The sequence below is a fragment of the Kribbella sp. NPDC023972 genome (genome assembly GCF_040639075.1).
Taxonomy (GTDB): domain Bacteria; phylum Actinomycetota; class Actinomycetes; order Propionibacteriales; family Kribbellaceae; genus Kribbella.
The window spans coordinates 439,958-458,088 of sequence record NZ_JBEZZH010000004.1; the positions used below are offsets into that span (position 1 = coordinate 439,958).

Consider the following 18,131-nt stretch of genomic DNA (forward strand, 5'->3'; position numbering starts at 1 on the left):
ACCGTGCCAGGGAGCCTTGTATCGATCCATCGTCCTCACCGCCCCGGTGCCCAGCCGCGCGCGGCACAACCGTCCCCCGGCCAGTCGGTGCCGACCCGGTTGGCGGCACATGACAGGATCGAACACGTACGCCGTAACTGATGAGGAGTGACTCCCGTGGCCGAAGAGCTGTACGCGACCCTGCAGACGACGAAGGGCGATGTCGTCATCAGGCTGTTCCCCGATCACGCGCCGAAGACGGTGAGCAACTTCGTCGGCCTGGCCGAGGGCACCAAGGAGTGGACCGACCCGCAGACCGGTCAGCCGAGCAACGCCAGGTTCTACGACGGCCTGACCTTCCACCGGGTGATCGACGGCTTCATGATCCAGGGCGGCTGCCCGCTCGGCACCGGCACCGGCACGCCGGGCTACGCCTTCGACGACGAGATTCACCCCGAGCTGCAGTTCGACCGCCCGTACCTGCTGGCGATGGCGAACGCCGGCATCCAGTTCGGCAAGGGCACGAACGGCTCGCAGTTCTTCGTCACCGTCGTACCGACGCCGCACCTGAACCGCAAGCACACGATCTTCGGCGAGGTCGCCGACGACGAGTCGAAGAAGGTCGTCGACGCGATCGCGACCGCGAAGACCGCTCCCGGCGACCGGCCGATCGAGCCGATCGTGATCAACAACGTCGTGATCGAGCGCAAGAACGCCTGAAACTTCGTGCGGGCCGGGCGCTGCAGCACGGGCGCCCGGCCCGCGCTCCGTCGATCTCCTGTGGGAAGGACCCGCCCGCCGTGACCGAGACCGTCTGCTACCGGCACCCGGATCGGCCCGCCGGGGTTCGCTGCCAGCGCTGCGACCGGCCGATCTGCCCCTCCTGCATGAACAGCGCCGCGGTCGGCTTCCAGTGCCCGACCTGCTTCAACGAGGGCGTGAAGTCGGTCCCGCGGACCCGTACGTCGCTCGGCGGCATCCAGCGCGGTAACGCCCAGGTCGTCACGATCGGCCTGCTGGTGCTCAACGTGCTGGTGTTCATCGCGGTGCGCACCGGCAGCAGCCGGGTCGCGAACGACCTGGTGCTGGTCCCGGTGCTGGTGGACTCGGAGCCGTGGCGGCTGCTCACGTCGGCCTTCACCCATGTGCAGATCTTCCACATCTTCGCGAACCTGTTCATGCTCTACCAGGTCGGTCCGCCACTGGAGCAGATGCTCGGCCGGCTCCGGTTCGTCATCCTGTACCTGGTGTCCGCGCTCGGCGGCAGCGTCGCGGTCTGGTTCCTCGCCGCTCCGGTGTCGGCGACCCTCGGCGCGTCCGGCGCCGTCCTCGGCCTGGTCGGCGCGCTGCTGGTGATCAGCCGCGCCCGGGGCATGGACGTCACCTGGATCCTCGGCTACGTAGCCGTCACCGCGGTCATCTCGGTTCTCCTCCCGAACATTTCCTGGCAGGGCCACCTCGGCGGTTTCCTCGCCGGCGCGGCCGTGGCCTGGCTCTTCCTCCAGGACACCAAGCGCCGCCGCAACAACCGGGCCCGGATCTAGGGGTACTGGGTCAGCCGGAGTGCACGGTCCGGTTCGGGCTGAACTCCTCGTCCAGGGCCGACCGGCCGTCCAGGTGCCAACTCCAGCTGACCGTCGGCTTGATCCGCAGGTACACGCTTGGGCCGAACTGGCCTTCGCGGTCGACGACGTCGGCGGTGCCGTAGACGCGCAGTAAGCGCGGCGACCAGGGCTCGGTGGTGAGGAGGTCGTCGATGACCAGAGCGACCTGCTCGTGGCCGGCGCGGACGTTCCGGACCTTGCGGGTGTTCGCGGGGTCGATCCCGCCGACGTAGAAGTAGGTCCCGTCGTACTCGAAGCCGACGGGGACGACGTCCGGTTGCCCGTCCGGGCCGACCGTCGCCAGCCGGGCCAGCGGCTGTGACTTCAGATAGCTGAGTTCTTCGTCGGTGAATGTCATGTACGCTAAGGTACAACGATCGTTGTAGATTCACCAGGAGGTGCGGTGCCCCGGGCAGGGAAGCGGCAGGACGTGCTGGCCGGAGCGTTGACCGTGTTCGCGCGGGACGGTTACGCGCGGGCGAGTATCGACGTGATCGCCGCGGCGGCCGGTGTCTCGACCCGGACGCTCTACAACCACTTCGGCGACAAGGCCTGCCTGTTCCGCGCGGTGATCCAGGAGAGCGCGACGAAGGTCGCGGCCGCCCAACTCGCGATCATCGCGGCGCACCTGACCGAGATCACCGACCTCGAGGCCGACCTGGTCGAGTTCGGTATCGCCTGGCGTACGCCGATGCCGGACTACGCCGAGCACTCCGCGCTGGTGCGCCAGGTGAACGCCGAGGCGGGCCACATCCCGCAAGAGGCGATCGACGCGTGGCAGGAGGCTGGGCCGATCGCCGTACGACGCGCCCTCGCCGACCGGCTGGCCGCGTTCGCCGCCGACGGACTGCTGCGGATCGACGACCCGATGCGCGCCGCCCTGCACTTCTCGCTCCTCATCTCCGGAGCCAACCCGTCCTACCGAGGAGGATCCATGACCCCCGCCGAGATCACCGACGCCGTCACCACCGGCGTCCACGCCTTCCTGCACGGATACGCCAACTGATGCGCTACCGACTGTTCGGCCCCACCGGCCTGCGCGTCTCCGAGCTCTTCCTCGGCGCGATGCGCTTCCAGTCCGTCGCGCAGGCGCGTCCGATCGTCGACCGGTACGCCGACGCCGGCGGCAACATGATCGACACGGCCGACGCGTACGGCGCGAGCGAGGACATCGTCGGCGAGGTGCTGGCCGGCCGGCGGGACCGGTTCGTGCTCGCGTCGAAGTACACGCTGTCCCGGGACAGCACCGACATCAATGCCACCGGCAACCATCGGAAGAACCTCCGGCTCGCGCTCGAGTCCAGCCTGCGCCGGCTGCGGACCGACTACCTCGACGTCTACTGGGTGCACTACTGGGAGCGGCACACCCCGATCGAGGAGACGTTGCGGGCCCTGGACGACGCGGTCCGGGCCGGTCAGATCCTGTACGCCGGGATCTCCGACGCGCCGGCCTGGCTCGTTGCGCGGGGCAACACGTTGGCCGAGTGGCGGGACTGGTCCGGGTTCGCCGGTCTGCAGGTTCCCTACAGCCTGCTGCAGCGCGATATCGAGCGTGAGCTGCTGCCGATGGCTGAGGCGTTCGGCATGACCGTGGCCGCCTGGGCTCCCCTTGCCCACGGCAAGCTCAGCAAGCCGGCGGGTCCCGAGGCCGACGACCACGAGCGCGCCGTGCTGGACGCCGTACAGCAGGTCGCGAAGGAACTGGACGTCACGCCGTCCCAGGTGGCGCTGGCGTGGACCCGGGTCCATTCGCGCGCGGTGCATCCGCTGGTGGGCGCGAACTCGCCGGAGCAACTGGCGGACAACCTGGCCGCGATCGACCTCGACCTGCCGCCGGACGCCGTCCGACGCCTGGAGTCGGCGACCGCGTTCGAGCTCGGCTTCCCGCACAGTTTCATCACCCCGGACCTGCTCGACCCCGACCGCATCGAAGGCCGTTCAATCTGGAACCAAACGGCCTAGGCCACAATTTGTGATCAGTTGAGTGACCACCCATGACCACCGGCCCGGACGCTCGTCGTACCCCATGACGTCCCGATGGGGGACCTGAGCGGTGAGGACATCCAGAATGAACTTCTGCATGCCTGAACGGTGCCGGTGGTTCCGATGAGCCCACGTGCAGTCGACAAACGAGCCCGCCCCGGCAACGAACGTCACTACACGTCAGCGCAGCATGAGGGAGCTGTCGCCGAACTCGTGCCAGAGGTAGGCGTGGTCCAGGGCGGCCTTGTACGCGCGTTGGACGGTGTCGGCGCCCACTACGGACTCGAGCATGAGGAGGTGGGAGGCCTCGGGGGCGTGCAGGCCGGTGATGAGGCCGTCGACGACGCGAGCCGGGTGGTCCGGGCCGAGGACAAGATCGGTCCAGCCGTGGGAGGCGGTGACCGAGCCGTCGGGCGCGACAGCTGACTCGACTGCTCGCACAGCGGTCGTTCCCACTGCGATCACCCGGCCGCCGTCGGCCTTCACCCAGTTCACCAGCCGAGCCGTGTGCGCCGGTACGTCGTACCGCTCGGGCAACGGCGGTTCGTGGCTCTCCGGCGAGGACACACCGCAGTGCAACAGGATCGGCGCGATCAGGACGCCCTGCGACGCGAGGTGACTGACCAGCTCGAAGCTGAACGGCCGCGCGGCACTGGGCATCTCCGCGCTCCCCGGCTCGCGTGCGAAGACGGTCTGGTACGACGCGAGCGGCCAGCGCTTGGCGACGTACTTGTAGCTGATGGGCCGGCCGTGACGCTGCAGATAGCTGAGCACCTCCGGCACCGGCGGCTTGGCGCGCCACAGTCGATGGGAGCCCGGCTGGTACGGCGCTAGCAGTGTCAGCACGCCCTCCGGCAGCTCCACCTGGTCGCCCGACGTACCGCCGAACATCGGTGCGCCGCCGTTGCGTAGTTCGACGACCCAGGTGCCGTCGTCGAGTGCGGTGGAGAAGTGCACCACGACAGGCGCCACACCTGAGCCGGTAATCCACGAGCCGTCGACTGCAGCGGGCAATGTGCCCGAGGTGTTCACCAGCAGAAGGTCGCCGGGTCGCAGGTGCTCCCTGATCCGGTTGAACCGGGTGTGCGTGACGGTCGACCCCTGCGCGACCAGCAGCTTCACCTGATCCCGCGACAGACCTCTCGCCTCAGGTGGCTCGGTGGCGTTCAGCGATTCGGGCAGAACGAATCTCGTGTTGGGGTGCACCCTCACGACGTCACCGCCGGCGCGAACTCAGCCGCCCGGTAGCGACCGCTCTTGGGACGGCTGTCCAGCAGTTGCAGGAACGCCGGTACGACGGTGGCCGGCTCAGGCCGGTCCGAGATGTCCTCACCGGGAAACGCCGCCTGGTGCATCGCAGTACGGAGATCACCCGGGTCGACGGCGTAGACGGCCAGCGAAGGATTCTCGGCGGCCAGCACCGCACTGGCGTGGTCGAGTGCGGCCTTGGCCGAGCCATAGCCGCCCCAGCCTTCGTACGGCTCGACTGCCGCGTCGGAGCTGATGTTGAGGAGCACACCGGATGCTGCGGTGAGTTCGGGCAACAGTGCCTGAGTGAGAGCGATCGGTGCGATCACGTCGACCTCGTAGACGCGCCGCAACTCGTTCAGGTCGGCAGCACCGAGCGGCTGCAGGGGACTCGGGCCCAGGTAGCTCGCGTTGTTCACCAGCAGGTCGAGCCGGCCGAGCTCGATCACGGCGTCGACAAGATCGGCGCGGTGCTCGGCGTCGGTGACGTCGCCGGCCAGCGGTACGACGTCCGTGCGGCCGGCGAGCGCGTCGGCCGCGTCCTTGAGCGCGTCCGCCCCACGGGCATCGATCACCAGCGCCCAGCCGCGATCGGCCAGCCCGTGCGCGAGCGCCAGTCCGAGCCCGGCGGACGCACCGGTGATGAGAGCGACAGGACGGTTGGATGCTTCAGGAGTCATGCCGTCACTCTCATACTTCAAGTTAACTTGAGGTCAAGAGAATCCCTGGATTCATCACGCCGTCAGGGTCGAGCACCTTCTTCACCGCTTGCAACGCCTCGACGGCCAGCGGGCCGATCTCTTCCGCGTAGGCGGCTCGGTGGTCGGTGCCGATGCCGTGGTGATGGCTGATCGTTCCGCCGGCTGTCGCGATGGCCTGGTTCGCCGCGACCTTCGCCGTACGCCATTGAGCGACCGGGTTGTCGGTCTGCGCGCAGATGACCGTGAAGTAGAGCGATGCGCCGGTCTCGTACACGTGCGACACATGGCAGAGCACGAGCGGCGGCGTGCCCAGCCCGGTGAGCTCCTTCACCAACGCTTCAGTCACGGCAGCCTTCAGCGCAGGGAGGCGGGACCAGAACGCCGCCGTCTCGAGCGTCTCCACCAACGCGCCCTCGTCCAGCAACGGATCCCGCAGGTACGGCGCCCGATACCGCCCGACCCGCCACATCTCACCCGGACCTTCGCCCAGGTTCTGCCCACCGGCCGCGGTCAGCACCTCAGCGGTCTTCGGGTTGTACGGCCCGTCGAAACCGACGATCGCCAGTACGCCGCCAAACCCGCCGCCGAGCACATCCGGGTCGGCCAGGTTCACCGCCGTCTCGGCCTCGTCGGACAACCGCAGCACGGTCGGCAGCGGCCCGTCCTGCGCCAACCGGCGGATCGCGGCCACGCCTGCCGCGAAGTCCGGGAACCGCCAGCCCTCGAAGTGCCGCTCGGCCGGACGCGGCCGGATCCGTACGACGACTGACGTGATGATCCCGAACGCACCCTCCGACCCGAGCACCAACTGCCGCAGGTCCGGCCCGGCCGCGGACATCGGCGCCCGCCCGAGCTCGATCGTCCCGCGAGGTGTCGCCAGCGTCAGCCCGACGACCATCTGGTCGAACCGGCCGTACCCCGCCGACGACTGCCCGCTGGACCGCGCGGCCGCGTATCCGCCGATCGAGGCACCCTCGTACGACTGGGGGAAATGCCCGAGCGTGTACCCGCGCTCGGCCAGCAACGCCTCGGCCGCCGGCCCGCGCACCCCGGCCTGCAGTGTCGCCGTCCGCGAGATCTCGTCGATCGCCACCAACTGGTCGAGCCGCCGCAGGTCGACGGTGATGAAGCGCCGATCCGCGGCGAGGCCGCCGACGACCGACGTACCGCCCGAGTACGGCACCACCGCGAGCTGATGCGACGAGCAGGCGGCCAGCAACGCCGCGACCTCGTCGTGGGATCCCGGATAGACCACGGCGTCGGGCATGTCGCTCGTGTCGCCCGCGCGATGCCTGAGCAGGTCCGGAGTGGAGTAGCCGCGGGTATGACCCCAGCGCGTCTCGAGGTCGGTCCTCACGTGCTCGGCACCGATCACCTCGGTCAGGAAGCCGAGCTGCTCTGCGGTCAGCCCAGGCCGGTCGACCGGATCCGCCGGCGCTGCGGCAGGACGTCGTACGCCGAGATGCTTGAGCGCGTCGAGCGCCGCGCCGGGAAGTTCGACCGGGTGGGCGGGGTCACCCCAGCGGCCCGGCGTGAGATGCACCACCGGCAGGTCCGACTCGGTCATTCTGGGCTCCCGATCGCTGGTCTGGAGAGGTAGCGTCCGTGGGAGGTGAAACCCCCTGGCTCCCACCTCCCACGGACAGTTCCCGGACGTCAGAGTCGCTGATACACTCTGACGTGTGATGTCTCAGCGTAGCAGCGAGTCCGCGCAAGAAACAGGGTCCGAGACCAGCACGCGCCCGGCACCCGCGAACGCGATCGGCGAGGAGCGGATCCTGGACGCGTCCTACGAGCTCTTGCTCGCCATAGGGATGCGCCGGATGACCATGGCCGACATCGCCCGGCACGCGGAGGTGTCCCGCGCGACCCTGTACCGGCGCTGGCCGAACGTGCAGGCCGTGGTCGCCGCGCTGATGACCCGGGAGTGGACCACCGCGCTGGTGTCGGCGTTCCAGCCGGACGCGGCCGACGGCCGGTCCCGGCTGGTCGAGGGTGTGGTCGAGGTGGTCGCGCGGACCCGGGTGCACCCGCTGATGCGCAAGATCATCGAGCTCGATCCGGAGTTCCTCACGCCGTACCTGCTCGAGCGCCGCGGCAGCAGCACGGTCGCGCACCTCGCGCTCGTCGAGGAGGGCATCAAGGCCGGTCAGGCCGACGGCTCGATCCGGGACGGCGACCCGGTCTGGCTGGCTCGCCAGATCATCCTCGTCTCACTGGCCTCGGCGGTGTCCGGGCCGGTGATGGCCTCGTCCGACGAGTATCCGAAGCTCGACGAGGAGCTGCGGGTCATGCTCACCAGGTACCTGACGCCATGATCGACCGGGGCGGTGGGGCGGGGAAGGAATTGAGGACGGTGGGCAACGCCAGCCTCAACGCGGCTCGCCGGACGCGCGAGCTCGACTGGCTGGACACGGCCGGCAAAGTCGACGTCCTGGTCATCGGCGGCGGGGTCACCGGCGCCGGCGTCGCCCTGGACGCGGCTGCCCGCGGCCTGACCGTTGCCCTGGTGGAGAAGCACGACCTCGCCTTCGGCACCAGCCGGTGGAGCTCGAAGCTGGTGCACGGCGGGCTGCGCTACCTCATCTCCGGTCACGTCGGCATCGCGTACGAGAGCGCGGTCGAGCGTGGCATCCTGATGAAGACGACCGCCCCGCACCTGGTCCACCCGGTGCCGCAGATCGCGCCGTGGTTGCCGCAGGCAACGTTCGCGCAGGCCGCGATGCTGCGCGGTGCGTTCCTCGGCGGCGACGTCCTGCGCACGTTCGCGCGGACCAGCGACGACTACCTACCGCACTCCCGCCGGGTCAGCTCGGCCGAGCTCCTCCGCTACGCGCCGACGCTGCGCCCCGAGGGGATGCGCGGCGGCTTCCTGACCTGGGACGGGCAACTGTACGACGACGCGCGGCTGGTGGTCGCGATCGCGCGGACCGCGGCACTGTACGGCGCCCGCGTGCTGACCCGGGTGGCCGCCACCGAGGTCACCGGACGAGGCGCCGTACTGGTCGATCAGCTGACCAGGCATCGGCTGCAGGTGGATGCCTCTGTGGTCATCAACGCGGCCGGGATCTGGGCCGATCAGGTTGCCTCGGGCATCAAGCTCCGGCCCAGCCGGGGAACGCATCTGGTGTTGCCGCAGTCGGCGTTCGGTGGGCTGTCCGCCATCCTGACGATCCCTGTCCCAGGCGAGCTGCGGCGCGTGGTGATGGCGATCCCCGCTCCGGACGACCGGGTGTACGTCGGGGTGACCGACGAGGAGGCGCCCGGCCCGGTGAGCGACGTACCGCAGGCGACCGATACCGAGATCGACTTCCTGCTCTCCACCATCAACACGGCCCTGCAGACGCCGTTGACCCGGTCCGACCTGCTCGGGACGTACGCCGGTCTGCGGCCGCTGCTCGACACCGGGCACCACAAGGGTGAGGACAAGACGGCCGACATCTCCCGGCGGCATGCGGTGATCACCAGCGCGGACGGTCTGGTGACGATCGTGGGCGGCAAGCTCACGACGTACCGGCGGATGGCGCAGGACGCGCTCGACAAGGCGCTGTCCGAGTCCGCCTTGGCGGCACGACGACCGTGCCTGACCCACCGGATCCCGCTGGTCGGAGCGGCCGACCGGATCCAGTTGGCGGCCGTGCGGGCGCCGTCGCGGTTCGTCCAGCGGTACGGCGTGGAGGCGCCGCAGGTGATCGCCGGGCCGCCGTCGTTGCTGGAGCCGATCGCCCCGGGGTTGCGGACGACACACGCGGAGCTGCGGTTCGCCGTCCGGCACGAGGGTGCGTTGACGGAGGACGACGTACTCGATCGGCGGACGCGCATCGGGTTGTCCGTGGCGGACCGGGAGTTGGCCCGGCCGGCGGTCCGCGAGGCCTTCGCAGCCGTCTGAGGTGGCAGCTTTCACCTGTGGATAACGGGTTGAACGCTCCCTGGGCTGGGTTACCTTGGCTGCCAGGGGGTGACACAGGTGACGCAGCCGTATCCAGGGCCGGGCGGACCGCAGCCGTATCCACGGCCCGGCGGACCGCAGCCGTATCCGATGCCGTATCGGCCGGTGCCGTATCAACCGGTGCTGCCGCGCTACAAGCCGTTGCGGAAGATCGCGATCGTCAGCATCGTGCTGATGGGGCTGACCGCGCTCAGCGCGGTGATCCAGACGGCGTTGATGTGGAACTCCTACGACGAGGTCAAGCGGTTCGTGTACGGGCTCCTCTCCGAGGAGGAGTTCGACCGCGCCGTCGGCACGGTCGCGGGCACGGGTCCGCTGCTCAACCTGGTCAGCTATCTGCTGATGGGGACGGCGATCGCGTTCCTGATCTGGCTGTGGCAGGCGCGGGAGAACACGGAGTTCCTCAAGTCAACGCTGGCCCCGCGGCCGGTCGTCGCGCAGCCGTTCGGCCAGCAGCCGGGGATGCATCGCCACGCGAGCGGCTGGGTTGTCGGTGCGTGGTTCTGCCCGATCGTGCAGTTCTGGTATCCGCTGCAGATCGTCCAGGACGTCGCCACCGCGAGCGAGCCCCCGGAGCAGCCGGGCGCGTCCAGACGCGGCCAACTCCGGACACTGCTGTACGGCTGGTGGGCCACGTGGACCGGCTTCTGGGTGATCCTGGTCGGCGGTGGCGGCCTGGCGGTCATCGCCTTCTTCGTCTGGATCGTCCGGCTGGTCGACGCGGCCGACACCGCGGACGCGACCGGCGACTACGTCGACATCTACGACCTGCAGGACTTCATGGTCCGGGTCGCGCTGGCCGTCAACATCGGCTTCACCGTGGCGACCCTGCTCCTGATCGCGTCAGCCGTCGCCGCCTCGCTGTTGCTGCTTCGCATCACGCGGTGGCAACACGACCACGCGACGAGGCCGCCGGCTGTCGAGGCGCCACCACCCGGACCGCCGCAGTACGCGCCTCGGTACAACCAGCCCGGCCCGACGTTCCCGTCGTACGGTCCGTATCAGAGATAGGCGAGTACGGCGGTCGCGTCGTCGTACCGCTTCCCCCGGAAGCTGTCCGGGGATGCGTCCGCGTCGTGCGTCCAGACCCGCTCGACCAACGTGCGCGGGCCGCTGCTGGTGAGCACATCGACCAGGTCGTCCCAGGTGTGGCCGTAGCGTTCGGCGTACCTTGCTGCTCCATCGGTCAGTACGGCGACCACCTCGGCGTCGGCGCGGTCCGTCGTACCGGTGACGGCTTCGTACGCGGCCCCGGGCTCGGTACTCGCCACCCAGAAGCCGCCGGGCTGGTTGCGGAGTCGGCTGATGGCCTCGACGGAGTACTCGGGGAGAAGGTCGATGCGATCGTCACTGTGCACCGACACCTTGCCTGTCGGTGAGCGCATCACGACGGGCGAATCGGCCAGGACGAGATGCTCGACGGTGTTCGGCCCCACCCGGATCATCGCGACGGTGGACGACGGGCTGTCCGGGTTGGCGAGGTCGCAGGTGCCGGCGTGGCCGACGCCGACGGTGGCGATCGCGTCGGCGAGCAGTTCGGGGAGCGGAGCCGTCGAGCGGGCGAGGAGCGGCACCGTGAGCTGAGCACCGAGCTGCGCGACCAGCCAAGCCACCGTGTGCCGGCAGCCGGAGTCGACGCCTTTCGGTGCGGTGGCTCCGTCGAGCACGACCACGAAGTCGGGTCCGCTGAGGACGAGATCCTCGTTCACCGCGGGCGGTCGCCGGTCGGGCGCGGGCAGGCTGATCGAGCGGATCTCCACCCGCCCAGTCTGCTATGCCGTGTCTGCTGCTCCAGCGCAGTAGGCGGGGGACCATCAGGCAGGCCTAGCCGCGGGCGGACCAGCTGTCGGCGAGGGACTGTTCGAGGGAGATCTTGGGAGACCAGCCGAGGCGTTTGCCGATCAGCGCGGTGTCGGCCTGCTGCCAGGTCGCACCACGCACGGTGCCCGGCCGGGCCTCCTCGACGATCCTGGCCGGTTGCCCGCTCAGCTCGAACAGCTGCCCGGCGACCTCCCGGGCCAGATTCGCGCGCCCGGTCCCGACGTTCAGCACCGGCGGCAGCTTGGCGTCCGCGAGCGCCACCGCGACCACCGCCTCGGCGACATCGCGCACGTCGACGAAGTCACGCCAGACGTCCAGCGACCCGGCCTCGATCGTGTGCCTGGACCGGAGGTCCCGGATGACCCGGCCGGTGAGCGTACTCTCCGGCGCGTCCGGGCCGATCACGTCGAAGACCCGGAGGACGACCGCGTCGGCGCCGTTCCGCTGGGCGCGCAGGACGAGCTCGGAGCCGGCCAGCTTGGTGATTCCGTACGGTCCGGCCGGGCGGGGCTCGGTCTGTTCGTCCTGGCTGGTTCCTTGCGGCGCACCGCCGTACTCGGCCGCCGAGCCGAGTTGGACGAAGCGCGCGTTGCTGGCGTGATCCCGGGCCGAGGCGAGCAGGGCCTCGACGGCGATCACGTTGGCTCGGACCAGCGTGCCGGCGTCACCCAGCGTGGCACCGGCCGCGTTGATGACGACGGTCGGTTTGTACATGCCGATCTGGGCGTCCAGCGCGTACGGGTGCATCGAGGCCAGGTCGCACAGCCGGTGCGGCTCACCCCGGCTCCGGCTCAGGCCGCGGTGCTCGACCCCCCGGTCGGCGAGCAGTGCGCAGATCCTGACGCCGAGGAATCCTCCGGCGCCGAACACCATCACCCGCTCAGTTCCGGTCACTCCTCCATCGTGCGACTCATATTTGTCGGTCCGCTGAACGTTGTCCGTCGTCACGATCACAAATTCACCAGCTTCCGACTTGCGGCATCGTGTCGGTACGGCGTGACAGGGTGGTCAGCCAGGACACCGATCGGCAGGGGAGACCAATGGCTGCACACGGACGACCGGCGGCGCCGACCGAGTCGACGATCCGGGACTGGGACGACGCGGACCCCTCGGGTGAGACCTACCGCAAGGTGCTGTTCATCGACTCCGACCTGACCGAGGTGGACAACCGCGGCGGCGTGTTCGAGGAGTGCACGTTCCGCGGGGTCCGGTTCAACGCGTCGACGCACACCGACGCGGCGTTCGTGAACTGCACCTTCGTCCGGTGCTCGCTCTTCGACACCACCTTCACCCGGTGCAAGCTGGTCGGCAGCGTCTTCGACGACTGCACCTACAACCTGATGAAGGTGTCCGGTGGCGACTGGTCGTTCGCCGGTCTGGCCGGCGCGGACCTGCGCGGCACCGAGTTCACCGGCGTGAAGTTCCGCGAGGCCGACCTCACCGGAGTCCGGGCGGCCAAGGCGGTGCTGCGCGATCTCGAGCTGTCCGGGGCGTCCCTCCAACGCGCCGACTTCACCGCTGCCGACCTCCGCGGCTCCGACCTCTCCACCCTCGACCCACTCACGGTCGAGCTGAAGGACGCCCGCGTCGATGTCACCCAGGCGATGGTCATCGCCGCGTCACTCGGCCTCGACGTCAGACCCTGACCTGTGGATATCTCCGTGCGAGCGTGGCGCCATCCCCCGCTTCATCCACAACCTGTGGATAACTATCCGGATAATGTCGTACCCGCTCCGTGAAAAGCTCACCGTGCCCGGGCAATCTGACGGAGACCGTTCGCCGATTGCGTGACCCGGACCGGCACTGTCGCCGCCAGTCGGCGGCGGAGACCCCCGCGGTCAGGTGCCGAGTTGATTGCCGGACTGGCGTTGCTGTCCCGTCCGGTTGGCGTCATGGAAGTTCCGGGCGCCATCGGAACCACGGCGAGGCGCGGCTCCCATTGCGGGTTGCGGGGTGCTGATCCGGCCCGAGGTGGTAGACGTGTGCACAGTGAGTCGCTGTGCCACAGCATCGTTGCTGGCCGTGACCGAGATATTGCCGGCCACCGTCCCGGCGGTCACTCGGCCACCTTCGGTGGCGTGCACAGTGATGTCCCCGGAAATCGTGTCCGCACGAGCAGAGCCGCCGAAGTCGTCGATCGTGATGTGGCCGGCGATCGAGTGTGCGACCACCTGGTCGGTGTACCCCATGCTGATGTGGCCATCGACGGTCCTCGCGTTGATGTCGTCGGCGCGGTCGATCCTGACGCCGCCGCTGCTGGTCCTGGCGTTGGCCACGTTCAGCCGGCCGTGGGTCTCGATGTTCGCGCTGTCGGTCTGGCCGACGAGCGAACTTCCCTCCGGCACGACGGCGGTGATCTCGATCGGCGAGGAGCCTCCCGAGATCGTGAAGTTGCTGTTGTGCACACCGCCCCGAATCTGGACCGACGCTCCGGAGATGTTGATGCTGCTGATGTCGCCGGCGCTGATGTGAATGGCCGAAGAGCTCGAACCGGTTCCGCGGACCGAAGCCTGCATTCGGCCGTCGGCGCTTGCGCTCAGGTTGGCGTTGCGGACGGCATCCGCCGCCGGGCCGGACTGGTCGGCGGTCTGGATCGTCAGCGTGGCCTGGGTGCATGACGGGTCGGCGCGCACGACCACCTTGCCGGCGCTGGCCAGCAGCGCCGCGTTGATCGTCACGGGACCCTCCGCCGCGGCGGAGATGCTGCGAGTCGTGCCCGGAGCTTGCGCTCCACCGGCTGGCCCCTGGCCCACCGATGGAGCCGGCTGCGCCTGGTTTGGCTGATGGGCTTGCTGACCCGGCTGCGGCGAGCTCGGCTGCTGGGCTTGCTGCGTGGGTGGCGCCTGCGGAATGGGGGGCGCCTGCGGGGTGGGTTGCGGTTGAGGCTGCGCGGGTTGACCGGGCGGGTTGTTGCCGGTGGCTGGGGCAGCCGGCGGGGTGAAGGTGACCCTCGGGGCCTGCCGGGGTTGTGCCGGTGGCGCGGCCGGCGTTGCCGACCAGGATCGGGCGTCAGGTCTGGCGGCCGCCTGCTGGATGCGCTGGTAGGTACTGGCGGCCTGCCGTGCCTCCTGTGCGGTGGCGCCGGCGATTCCCGCAGCATCTCGCTGGATCGTGCGCAGGCTGGCTTGGAGCTGTGTCTGATAACCGGCGTACGCGAGGCCGGCTTGGCGCACTGCCGGATCCGCGTAGACCGGATGGTTGCGATTGATCCGGTTGAAGAACTGCGGGGTCCGTGCCTCCCAGCTCCGGCCCTGCCGGTCAGGCGGCACGGTGGCCTGAATCCGTTCGGTGACCTCAGCGTCCGAGAGCCCGAGACGGGCACCTTCGGCGAGTTGGTCTCGTACCCCCGGCAGGTCCGCGTCCAGGAGGCCGCGAAAATAGTCGCGCTCGAGGTCGCTTCGACCCTCCATGAAACGGTGCATCTCCCGGAGCACCCGCACCAGAGCCTGCCGCGCCTCGGCGATGACCTGCCGCTCGTCCGCCATCAGGAAGCCCCATTCGTCTATCGGGAGTCACTCAGCGTACAAGCCCGGAGGGCGATACGTGGCAAGCTTTCAACAGCCACTTGCCGCACCCTGATGAACCCCCTGCGCACGCCGCCCGCGCTAGCGCCGGTGCCGGGCGACCGCGTCGGCGCTGGCCTGGTCGCCGGACGAACGGAGACCGTCGATCACCCCGTCGATATCCGCGTCCGGCCGGTTCTGGCTGAGCTTGAACTTCGCCTCGACCCGGCTGATCGCGATCTCCACCCCGACGATCGCGCGCAACTGCCCGGCCACGAACTTCCCCGGTGCGTCGTCCACCGACCACGGCTCGGCCCGGCCCGCCTCGTGGTGGTCCGACAGGCGCCGTACGACGTCCGACACCCAGGCCGGGTCGTCGTACACGGTCATCGTCCCGTAGACGTGCGCGGTCAGGTAGTTCCACGTCGGGACGACCCGGCCGTGCTCGCGCTTGGAGGCGTACCAGGTCGGCGAGATGTAGGAGTCCGGCCCGCGCATGATCACCAGAGCTTCACCGATCACGGGCTGGCGCCACTGGTCGTTGTTGCGGGCCAGGTGCCCGAGCAACACGTTCCGGGGCCGGTCGTAGACGAATGGCAGCATGGTCGCCACCAGACCGTCCGGAGTCATCGTCACCAGGTCAGCGGCGCCGTGATGGGTCAGCAGGTCGTGCACCGCTTCGTCGTCGGCGGTGAAGTGCGCGGGAACATACATCGGCGATCCTCGTCAGTTGCGAACAGCAACAAGTCTCACCAAGAGTCCCGGCGCTTGAAAGGTCCAATCCACGAAGCCTTCATCAGTCCACTCGGTGGCTGATCTCGTGCTCCCACTGGTCGCGGGATTGGGTGTGGAGCCGCCAGTAGTGCTCGGCGATGTCGTCGGGGTCGTACGCCGTACCTGGAGCGACCGCACCGCCGACGGTGACGCTGGCCGCGTGGACCCCGGCCGCGCCGTACTGCTGGTCGAGCAGCGTCACCAGCGTCCGTACGCCGGCCTTGCCCAGCGACAAGCTGGCATACGCGGCCTTCGGTTCGGGCATCCCGCCGGTGATGATGAACGACCCACTGCCACGCTCAGCCATCGCCGGTACGACGTGCGCCGCGGTGGTGATCGCGCCGACGACGTTGACCGCCCACGCGTCCAGATGCTGCCGAGCGGTCAAGTCTCCGACGGCATCCGGCTGGATGATCGCCGCGTTGTAGACGACCACATCTGGTACGCCGTACTCCTCGACCACTCGGTCGAGCGCGGCCCGCAGCCCCACCTCGTCCGTACTGTCCGCCGCCAGCGCGAGCACATCACCGGTGATCCCGTCCGCGACGGCCTTCACCGTCGTCTCCGACCGCGCGATCAGCCCGACGCTCAGTCCCGCCCGAGCAAACCTTCTGGCCACGGCCGCCCCGATGCCCGGCCCGGCCCCTACCACCACAGCTCCTGCCATGCCGAGACCGTAAAGCCTCACATCGGTGTCAGAGTCAAGTCGTCTAGCGCTTGAGCTTGGCGGCGTACTCGTAGTCGCGGTGCCAGTCGCCGGTGGGTGCGAGGATCACTCGCTCGGTGCCCGCTTCCTCATACGCCTCGAGTTGCTCGGGGCCGTCGAGCTGGGGCGCGACGACGGTTGCCTTGAGCGGCGGCCGCTCGTGCAACTGGTTGATCTGGTCGAGGGCGGCCTTGACCTCGCTGGGTGACATCGCGATCGTTGCCCAGCCGTCGCCGTACTTCGCCGCTCGCCGGAAGGCCGGCTTACCGTTGCCTGCGACAACGATCGGGGGAACGGTCGAACCGGGTGCGAGAGTGGCCTCCAGTCCGTCGGCGAGGGTCGCCGGCTTCCCGGCGATGAGATCGGGCAGGACGGCGAGCGCCTCGTCGGTCAGCCGGCCGCGGTCCGCGAAGGACACACCGGCGGCGCGCCAGCCGACGTCACCGTGCGCCGGGTTGCCGGTGCCGACTCCGAGGACGAGCCGGTTGCCGGACACGAGTTGCAGGGTGTTCACCTGCTTCGCCGCCCACGCGACCGGCCGCAACGCCAGCAGCATCACGTTGAACCCCACCGTGATCCGCTCCGTCACCGCCGCCGCCGTCGCCAGCACCACCGAGCTGTCCAGCATCGGCCCACTCGCGATCAAATGGTCCGTAGACCACACCGAATCCAGGCCGAGCTCCTCGGCGAACCGCGCACTCTCGCGCACATCACCCAGAATCGGCTGCGCCGGATCCGGCGTCGACGTCGGCAGAATCACTCCGATCTCAATGCTCATACCCACCCACAACTCACCTACCGGAAGTGTTGTTCCGCGCTCGAGGCTGTTCCGGCGCTGGTCGAGCGGATCGAGGCACGACATCCGGATCAGGGTTGCGGAGTGTGGAAGGCCTTGACGGTGCGGAGGACGGGGGCGGTCTCGAGAGTGTGCAGACCGGGCAAGGTGGCGACTCGTTCGGTGAGGTAGCGGTAGAGATCGCCGGAGTCGCGGCAGGTCGCGTGAGCCACGAGATTGGTCGGGCCGGTGGTGACCGCGACGAACGAGATCTCGGCATGCCCGGCGAGCGCCTCCGCCGTGGCCACGAGTGCGGCCGGCTGCGCCGTTATCCACAGCCGCGCCTCGGCCTCGTACCCGAGCGCCAACGGCGGCACTTCGACGTCGAAGACCAGCACGCCGGTACGACGGAGGTGGTCGAGCCGGCGGGCGACGGTCGACTGCGACCAGCCGGTCGTGCGCCCGAGGTCGGCGTACGTCGCGCGCCCGTCGACGCCGAGGCGCGCCAGCATCCGGTGATCCGGCGGATCGAGCGTGACCTTCTCAGCTAGCAGATCCGGATCCGGTCGGCGCAGCCGTGCGCGCTGGGCGTCGTCCAGGTAGTCCCACTGTCGCGGGTGGAACGGGCCTGGCAGCAGTTCGTGGGCCGTGACGCCGAATACGCCGCGCGGGAGCTTGTTGATGAGCTGTTCCCCGCGCGAATGCGGTTGTGAGTTGCAACTGATCTCGGTACCGCCGGACAGGACGTGCACCCAGCAGGTGTCGGTACGCCGGGCGAGCGCAGCCGCGATCGGGGTCGCGGCATCCGGCGTACACCGAATGCGGATGATCCACGACGTACGGCCGAGCCGCAGCCCGTCGGCGACCCCGACCACGCGGAGCACCCCGTGCGTACGCAACCGGCGATAGCGGCGGGCAACCGTGTGCTCCGAAACCCCCAAAACCTCGGCCACCGTGCTGAACGCGACTCGGCCATCGACCTTCAGCGCATGCACGAGTCCGCGATCGACCGCGTCGAGTGTGACGGATTTAGCCACAGATCGATGGTACGCGCTAGATATCCCCAGGTCTGTCCACATCTGTGCACA

19 protein-coding genes are annotated in these 18,131 nt (G+C 69.2%); 8 read left to right on the top strand and 11 right to left on the bottom strand.

Annotation, left to right across the window (positions count from 1 at the left end; genetic code table 11):
• Positions 1-168 precede the first annotated feature (168 nt).
• Positions 169-699 carry a peptidylprolyl isomerase gene (locus AB0F43_RS19190; RefSeq protein WP_360478806.1) on the top strand — a complete coding sequence of 177 codons (531 nt, stop codon included), beginning with the start codon at positions 169-171 and terminating at the stop codon, positions 697-699.
• Between the two features lie 80 nt (positions 700-779).
• Entirely contained in the window at positions 780-1,523 is a 744-nt protein-coding gene (locus tag AB0F43_RS19195; protein WP_360478051.1) for a rhomboid family intramembrane serine protease, read from the top strand.
• Positions 1,524-1,533: 10 nt separating this feature from the next.
• On the opposite strand, the gene AB0F43_RS19200 is transcribed toward AB0F43_RS19195, so the two are convergent.
• A complete protein-coding gene (locus tag AB0F43_RS19200) occupies positions 1,534-1,941 on the bottom strand; it encodes a PPOX class F420-dependent oxidoreductase (RefSeq protein ID WP_360478054.1) in 408 nt (135 codons plus the stop codon).
• Positions 1,942-1,986: 45 nt separating this feature from the next.
• Here AB0F43_RS19200 and AB0F43_RS19205 point away from each other — a divergent pair, with 45 nt between their 5' ends.
• Together AB0F43_RS19205 and AB0F43_RS19210 are read left to right on the top strand one after the other, a co-directional pair.
• Positions 1,987-2,589, top strand: a complete 603-nt coding sequence (locus AB0F43_RS19205) for a TetR/AcrR family transcriptional regulator (RefSeq protein WP_360478057.1) — start codon at positions 1,987-1,989, stop codon at positions 2,587-2,589.
• On the top strand, positions 2,589-3,545 hold the full coding sequence (locus tag AB0F43_RS19210) for an aldo/keto reductase (protein ID WP_360478060.1): 957 nt from the start codon (positions 2,589-2,591) through the stop codon (positions 3,543-3,545). The genes AB0F43_RS19205 and AB0F43_RS19210 overlap by 1 nt, the downstream gene beginning before the upstream one ends.
• Before the next feature lie 201 nt (positions 3,546-3,746).
• On the opposite strand, the gene AB0F43_RS19215 is transcribed toward AB0F43_RS19210, so the two are convergent.
• From AB0F43_RS19215 to AB0F43_RS19225, 3 genes are read right to left on the bottom strand one after another with little or no spacing between them, the layout of a single operon-like run.
• Positions 3,747-4,778, bottom strand: a complete 1,032-nt coding sequence (locus AB0F43_RS19215) for an S-adenosylmethionine:tRNA ribosyltransferase-isomerase (RefSeq protein ID WP_360478063.1) — start codon at positions 4,776-4,778, stop codon at positions 3,747-3,749.
• Complete coding sequence (locus AB0F43_RS19220; RefSeq protein ID WP_360478066.1) at positions 4,775-5,494, bottom strand: SDR family oxidoreductase; 720 nt, start codon at positions 5,492-5,494, stop codon at positions 4,775-4,777. The genes AB0F43_RS19215 and AB0F43_RS19220 overlap by 4 nt, the downstream gene beginning before the upstream one ends.
• Positions 5,495-5,516: 22 nt before the next feature.
• Entirely contained in the window at positions 5,517-7,082 is a 1,566-nt protein-coding gene (locus AB0F43_RS19225; RefSeq protein WP_360478069.1) for an FAD-binding oxidoreductase, read from the bottom strand.
• Between the two features lie 118 nt (positions 7,083-7,200).
• On the opposite strand from AB0F43_RS19225, the gene AB0F43_RS19230 reads away from it, so the two are divergent.
• The 3 genes from AB0F43_RS19230 (at position 7,201) to AB0F43_RS19240 (ending at position 10,475) form a co-directional block, all read left to right on the top strand.
• Positions 7,201-7,833 carry a TetR/AcrR family transcriptional regulator gene (locus AB0F43_RS19230; protein ID WP_360478072.1) on the top strand — a complete coding sequence of 211 codons (633 nt, stop codon included), beginning with the start codon at positions 7,201-7,203 and terminating at the stop codon, positions 7,831-7,833.
• Between the two features lie 38 nt (positions 7,834-7,871).
• A complete protein-coding gene (locus AB0F43_RS19235) occupies positions 7,872-9,404 on the top strand; it encodes a glycerol-3-phosphate dehydrogenase/oxidase (RefSeq protein ID WP_360478075.1) in 1,533 nt (510 codons plus the stop codon).
• Positions 9,405-9,482: 78 nt separating this feature from the next.
• A complete protein-coding gene (locus AB0F43_RS19240) occupies positions 9,483-10,475 on the top strand; it encodes a DUF4328 domain-containing protein (RefSeq protein ID WP_360478078.1) in 993 nt (330 codons plus the stop codon).
• Here the strand turns inward: AB0F43_RS19240 and AB0F43_RS19245 are convergent.
• A complete protein-coding gene (locus AB0F43_RS19245; protein ID WP_360478080.1) occupies positions 10,466-11,224 on the bottom strand; it encodes a protein phosphatase 2C domain-containing protein in 759 nt (252 codons plus the stop codon). The two genes, AB0F43_RS19240 and AB0F43_RS19245, sit on opposite strands and share 10 nt — an antisense overlap.
• Before the next feature lie 64 nt (positions 11,225-11,288).
• Positions 11,289-12,179, bottom strand: coding sequence for an NAD(P)-dependent oxidoreductase (locus AB0F43_RS19250; protein WP_360478083.1), 891 nt, complete (start codon positions 12,177-12,179; stop codon positions 11,289-11,291).
• Between the two features lie 146 nt (positions 12,180-12,325).
• Here AB0F43_RS19250 and AB0F43_RS19255 point away from each other — a divergent pair, with 146 nt between their 5' ends.
• Positions 12,326-12,931 carry a pentapeptide repeat-containing protein gene (locus AB0F43_RS19255; RefSeq protein WP_360478086.1) on the top strand — a complete coding sequence of 202 codons (606 nt, stop codon included), beginning with the start codon at positions 12,326-12,328 and terminating at the stop codon, positions 12,929-12,931.
• A gap of 192 nt (positions 12,932-13,123) precedes the next feature.
• On the opposite strand, the gene AB0F43_RS19260 is transcribed toward AB0F43_RS19255, so the two are convergent.
• The 5 genes from AB0F43_RS19260 to AB0F43_RS19280 form a co-directional block, all read right to left on the bottom strand.
• Positions 13,124-14,770 (bottom strand): hypothetical protein, encoded by a 1,647-nt coding sequence (locus tag AB0F43_RS19260; RefSeq protein WP_360478089.1) that lies wholly within the window; start codon positions 14,768-14,770, stop codon positions 13,124-13,126.
• Positions 14,771-14,890: 120 nt separating this feature from the next.
• Positions 14,891-15,502 carry an FMN-binding negative transcriptional regulator gene (locus AB0F43_RS19265; RefSeq protein ID WP_360478092.1) on the bottom strand — a complete coding sequence of 204 codons (612 nt, stop codon included), beginning with the start codon at positions 15,500-15,502 and terminating at the stop codon, positions 14,891-14,893.
• An 82-nt stretch (positions 15,503-15,584) separates the two neighbouring features.
• The gene (locus AB0F43_RS19270) at positions 15,585-16,229 is read right to left on the bottom strand and encodes an SDR family NAD(P)-dependent oxidoreductase (protein ID WP_360478095.1); all 645 of its coding nucleotides are present in this window, start codon (positions 16,227-16,229) and stop codon (positions 15,585-15,587) included.
• Between the two features lie 43 nt (positions 16,230-16,272).
• On the bottom strand, positions 16,273-17,046 hold the full coding sequence (locus AB0F43_RS19275; RefSeq protein WP_360478098.1) for an LLM class flavin-dependent oxidoreductase: 774 nt from the start codon (positions 17,044-17,046) through the stop codon (positions 16,273-16,275).
• Positions 17,047-17,135: 89 nt separating this feature from the next.
• Positions 17,136-18,080: an AsnC family transcriptional regulator gene (locus AB0F43_RS19280; protein WP_360478101.1), complete on the bottom strand. Its 945-nt coding sequence runs from the start codon at positions 18,078-18,080 to the stop codon at positions 17,136-17,138.
• Positions 18,081-18,131 lie beyond the last annotated feature (51 nt).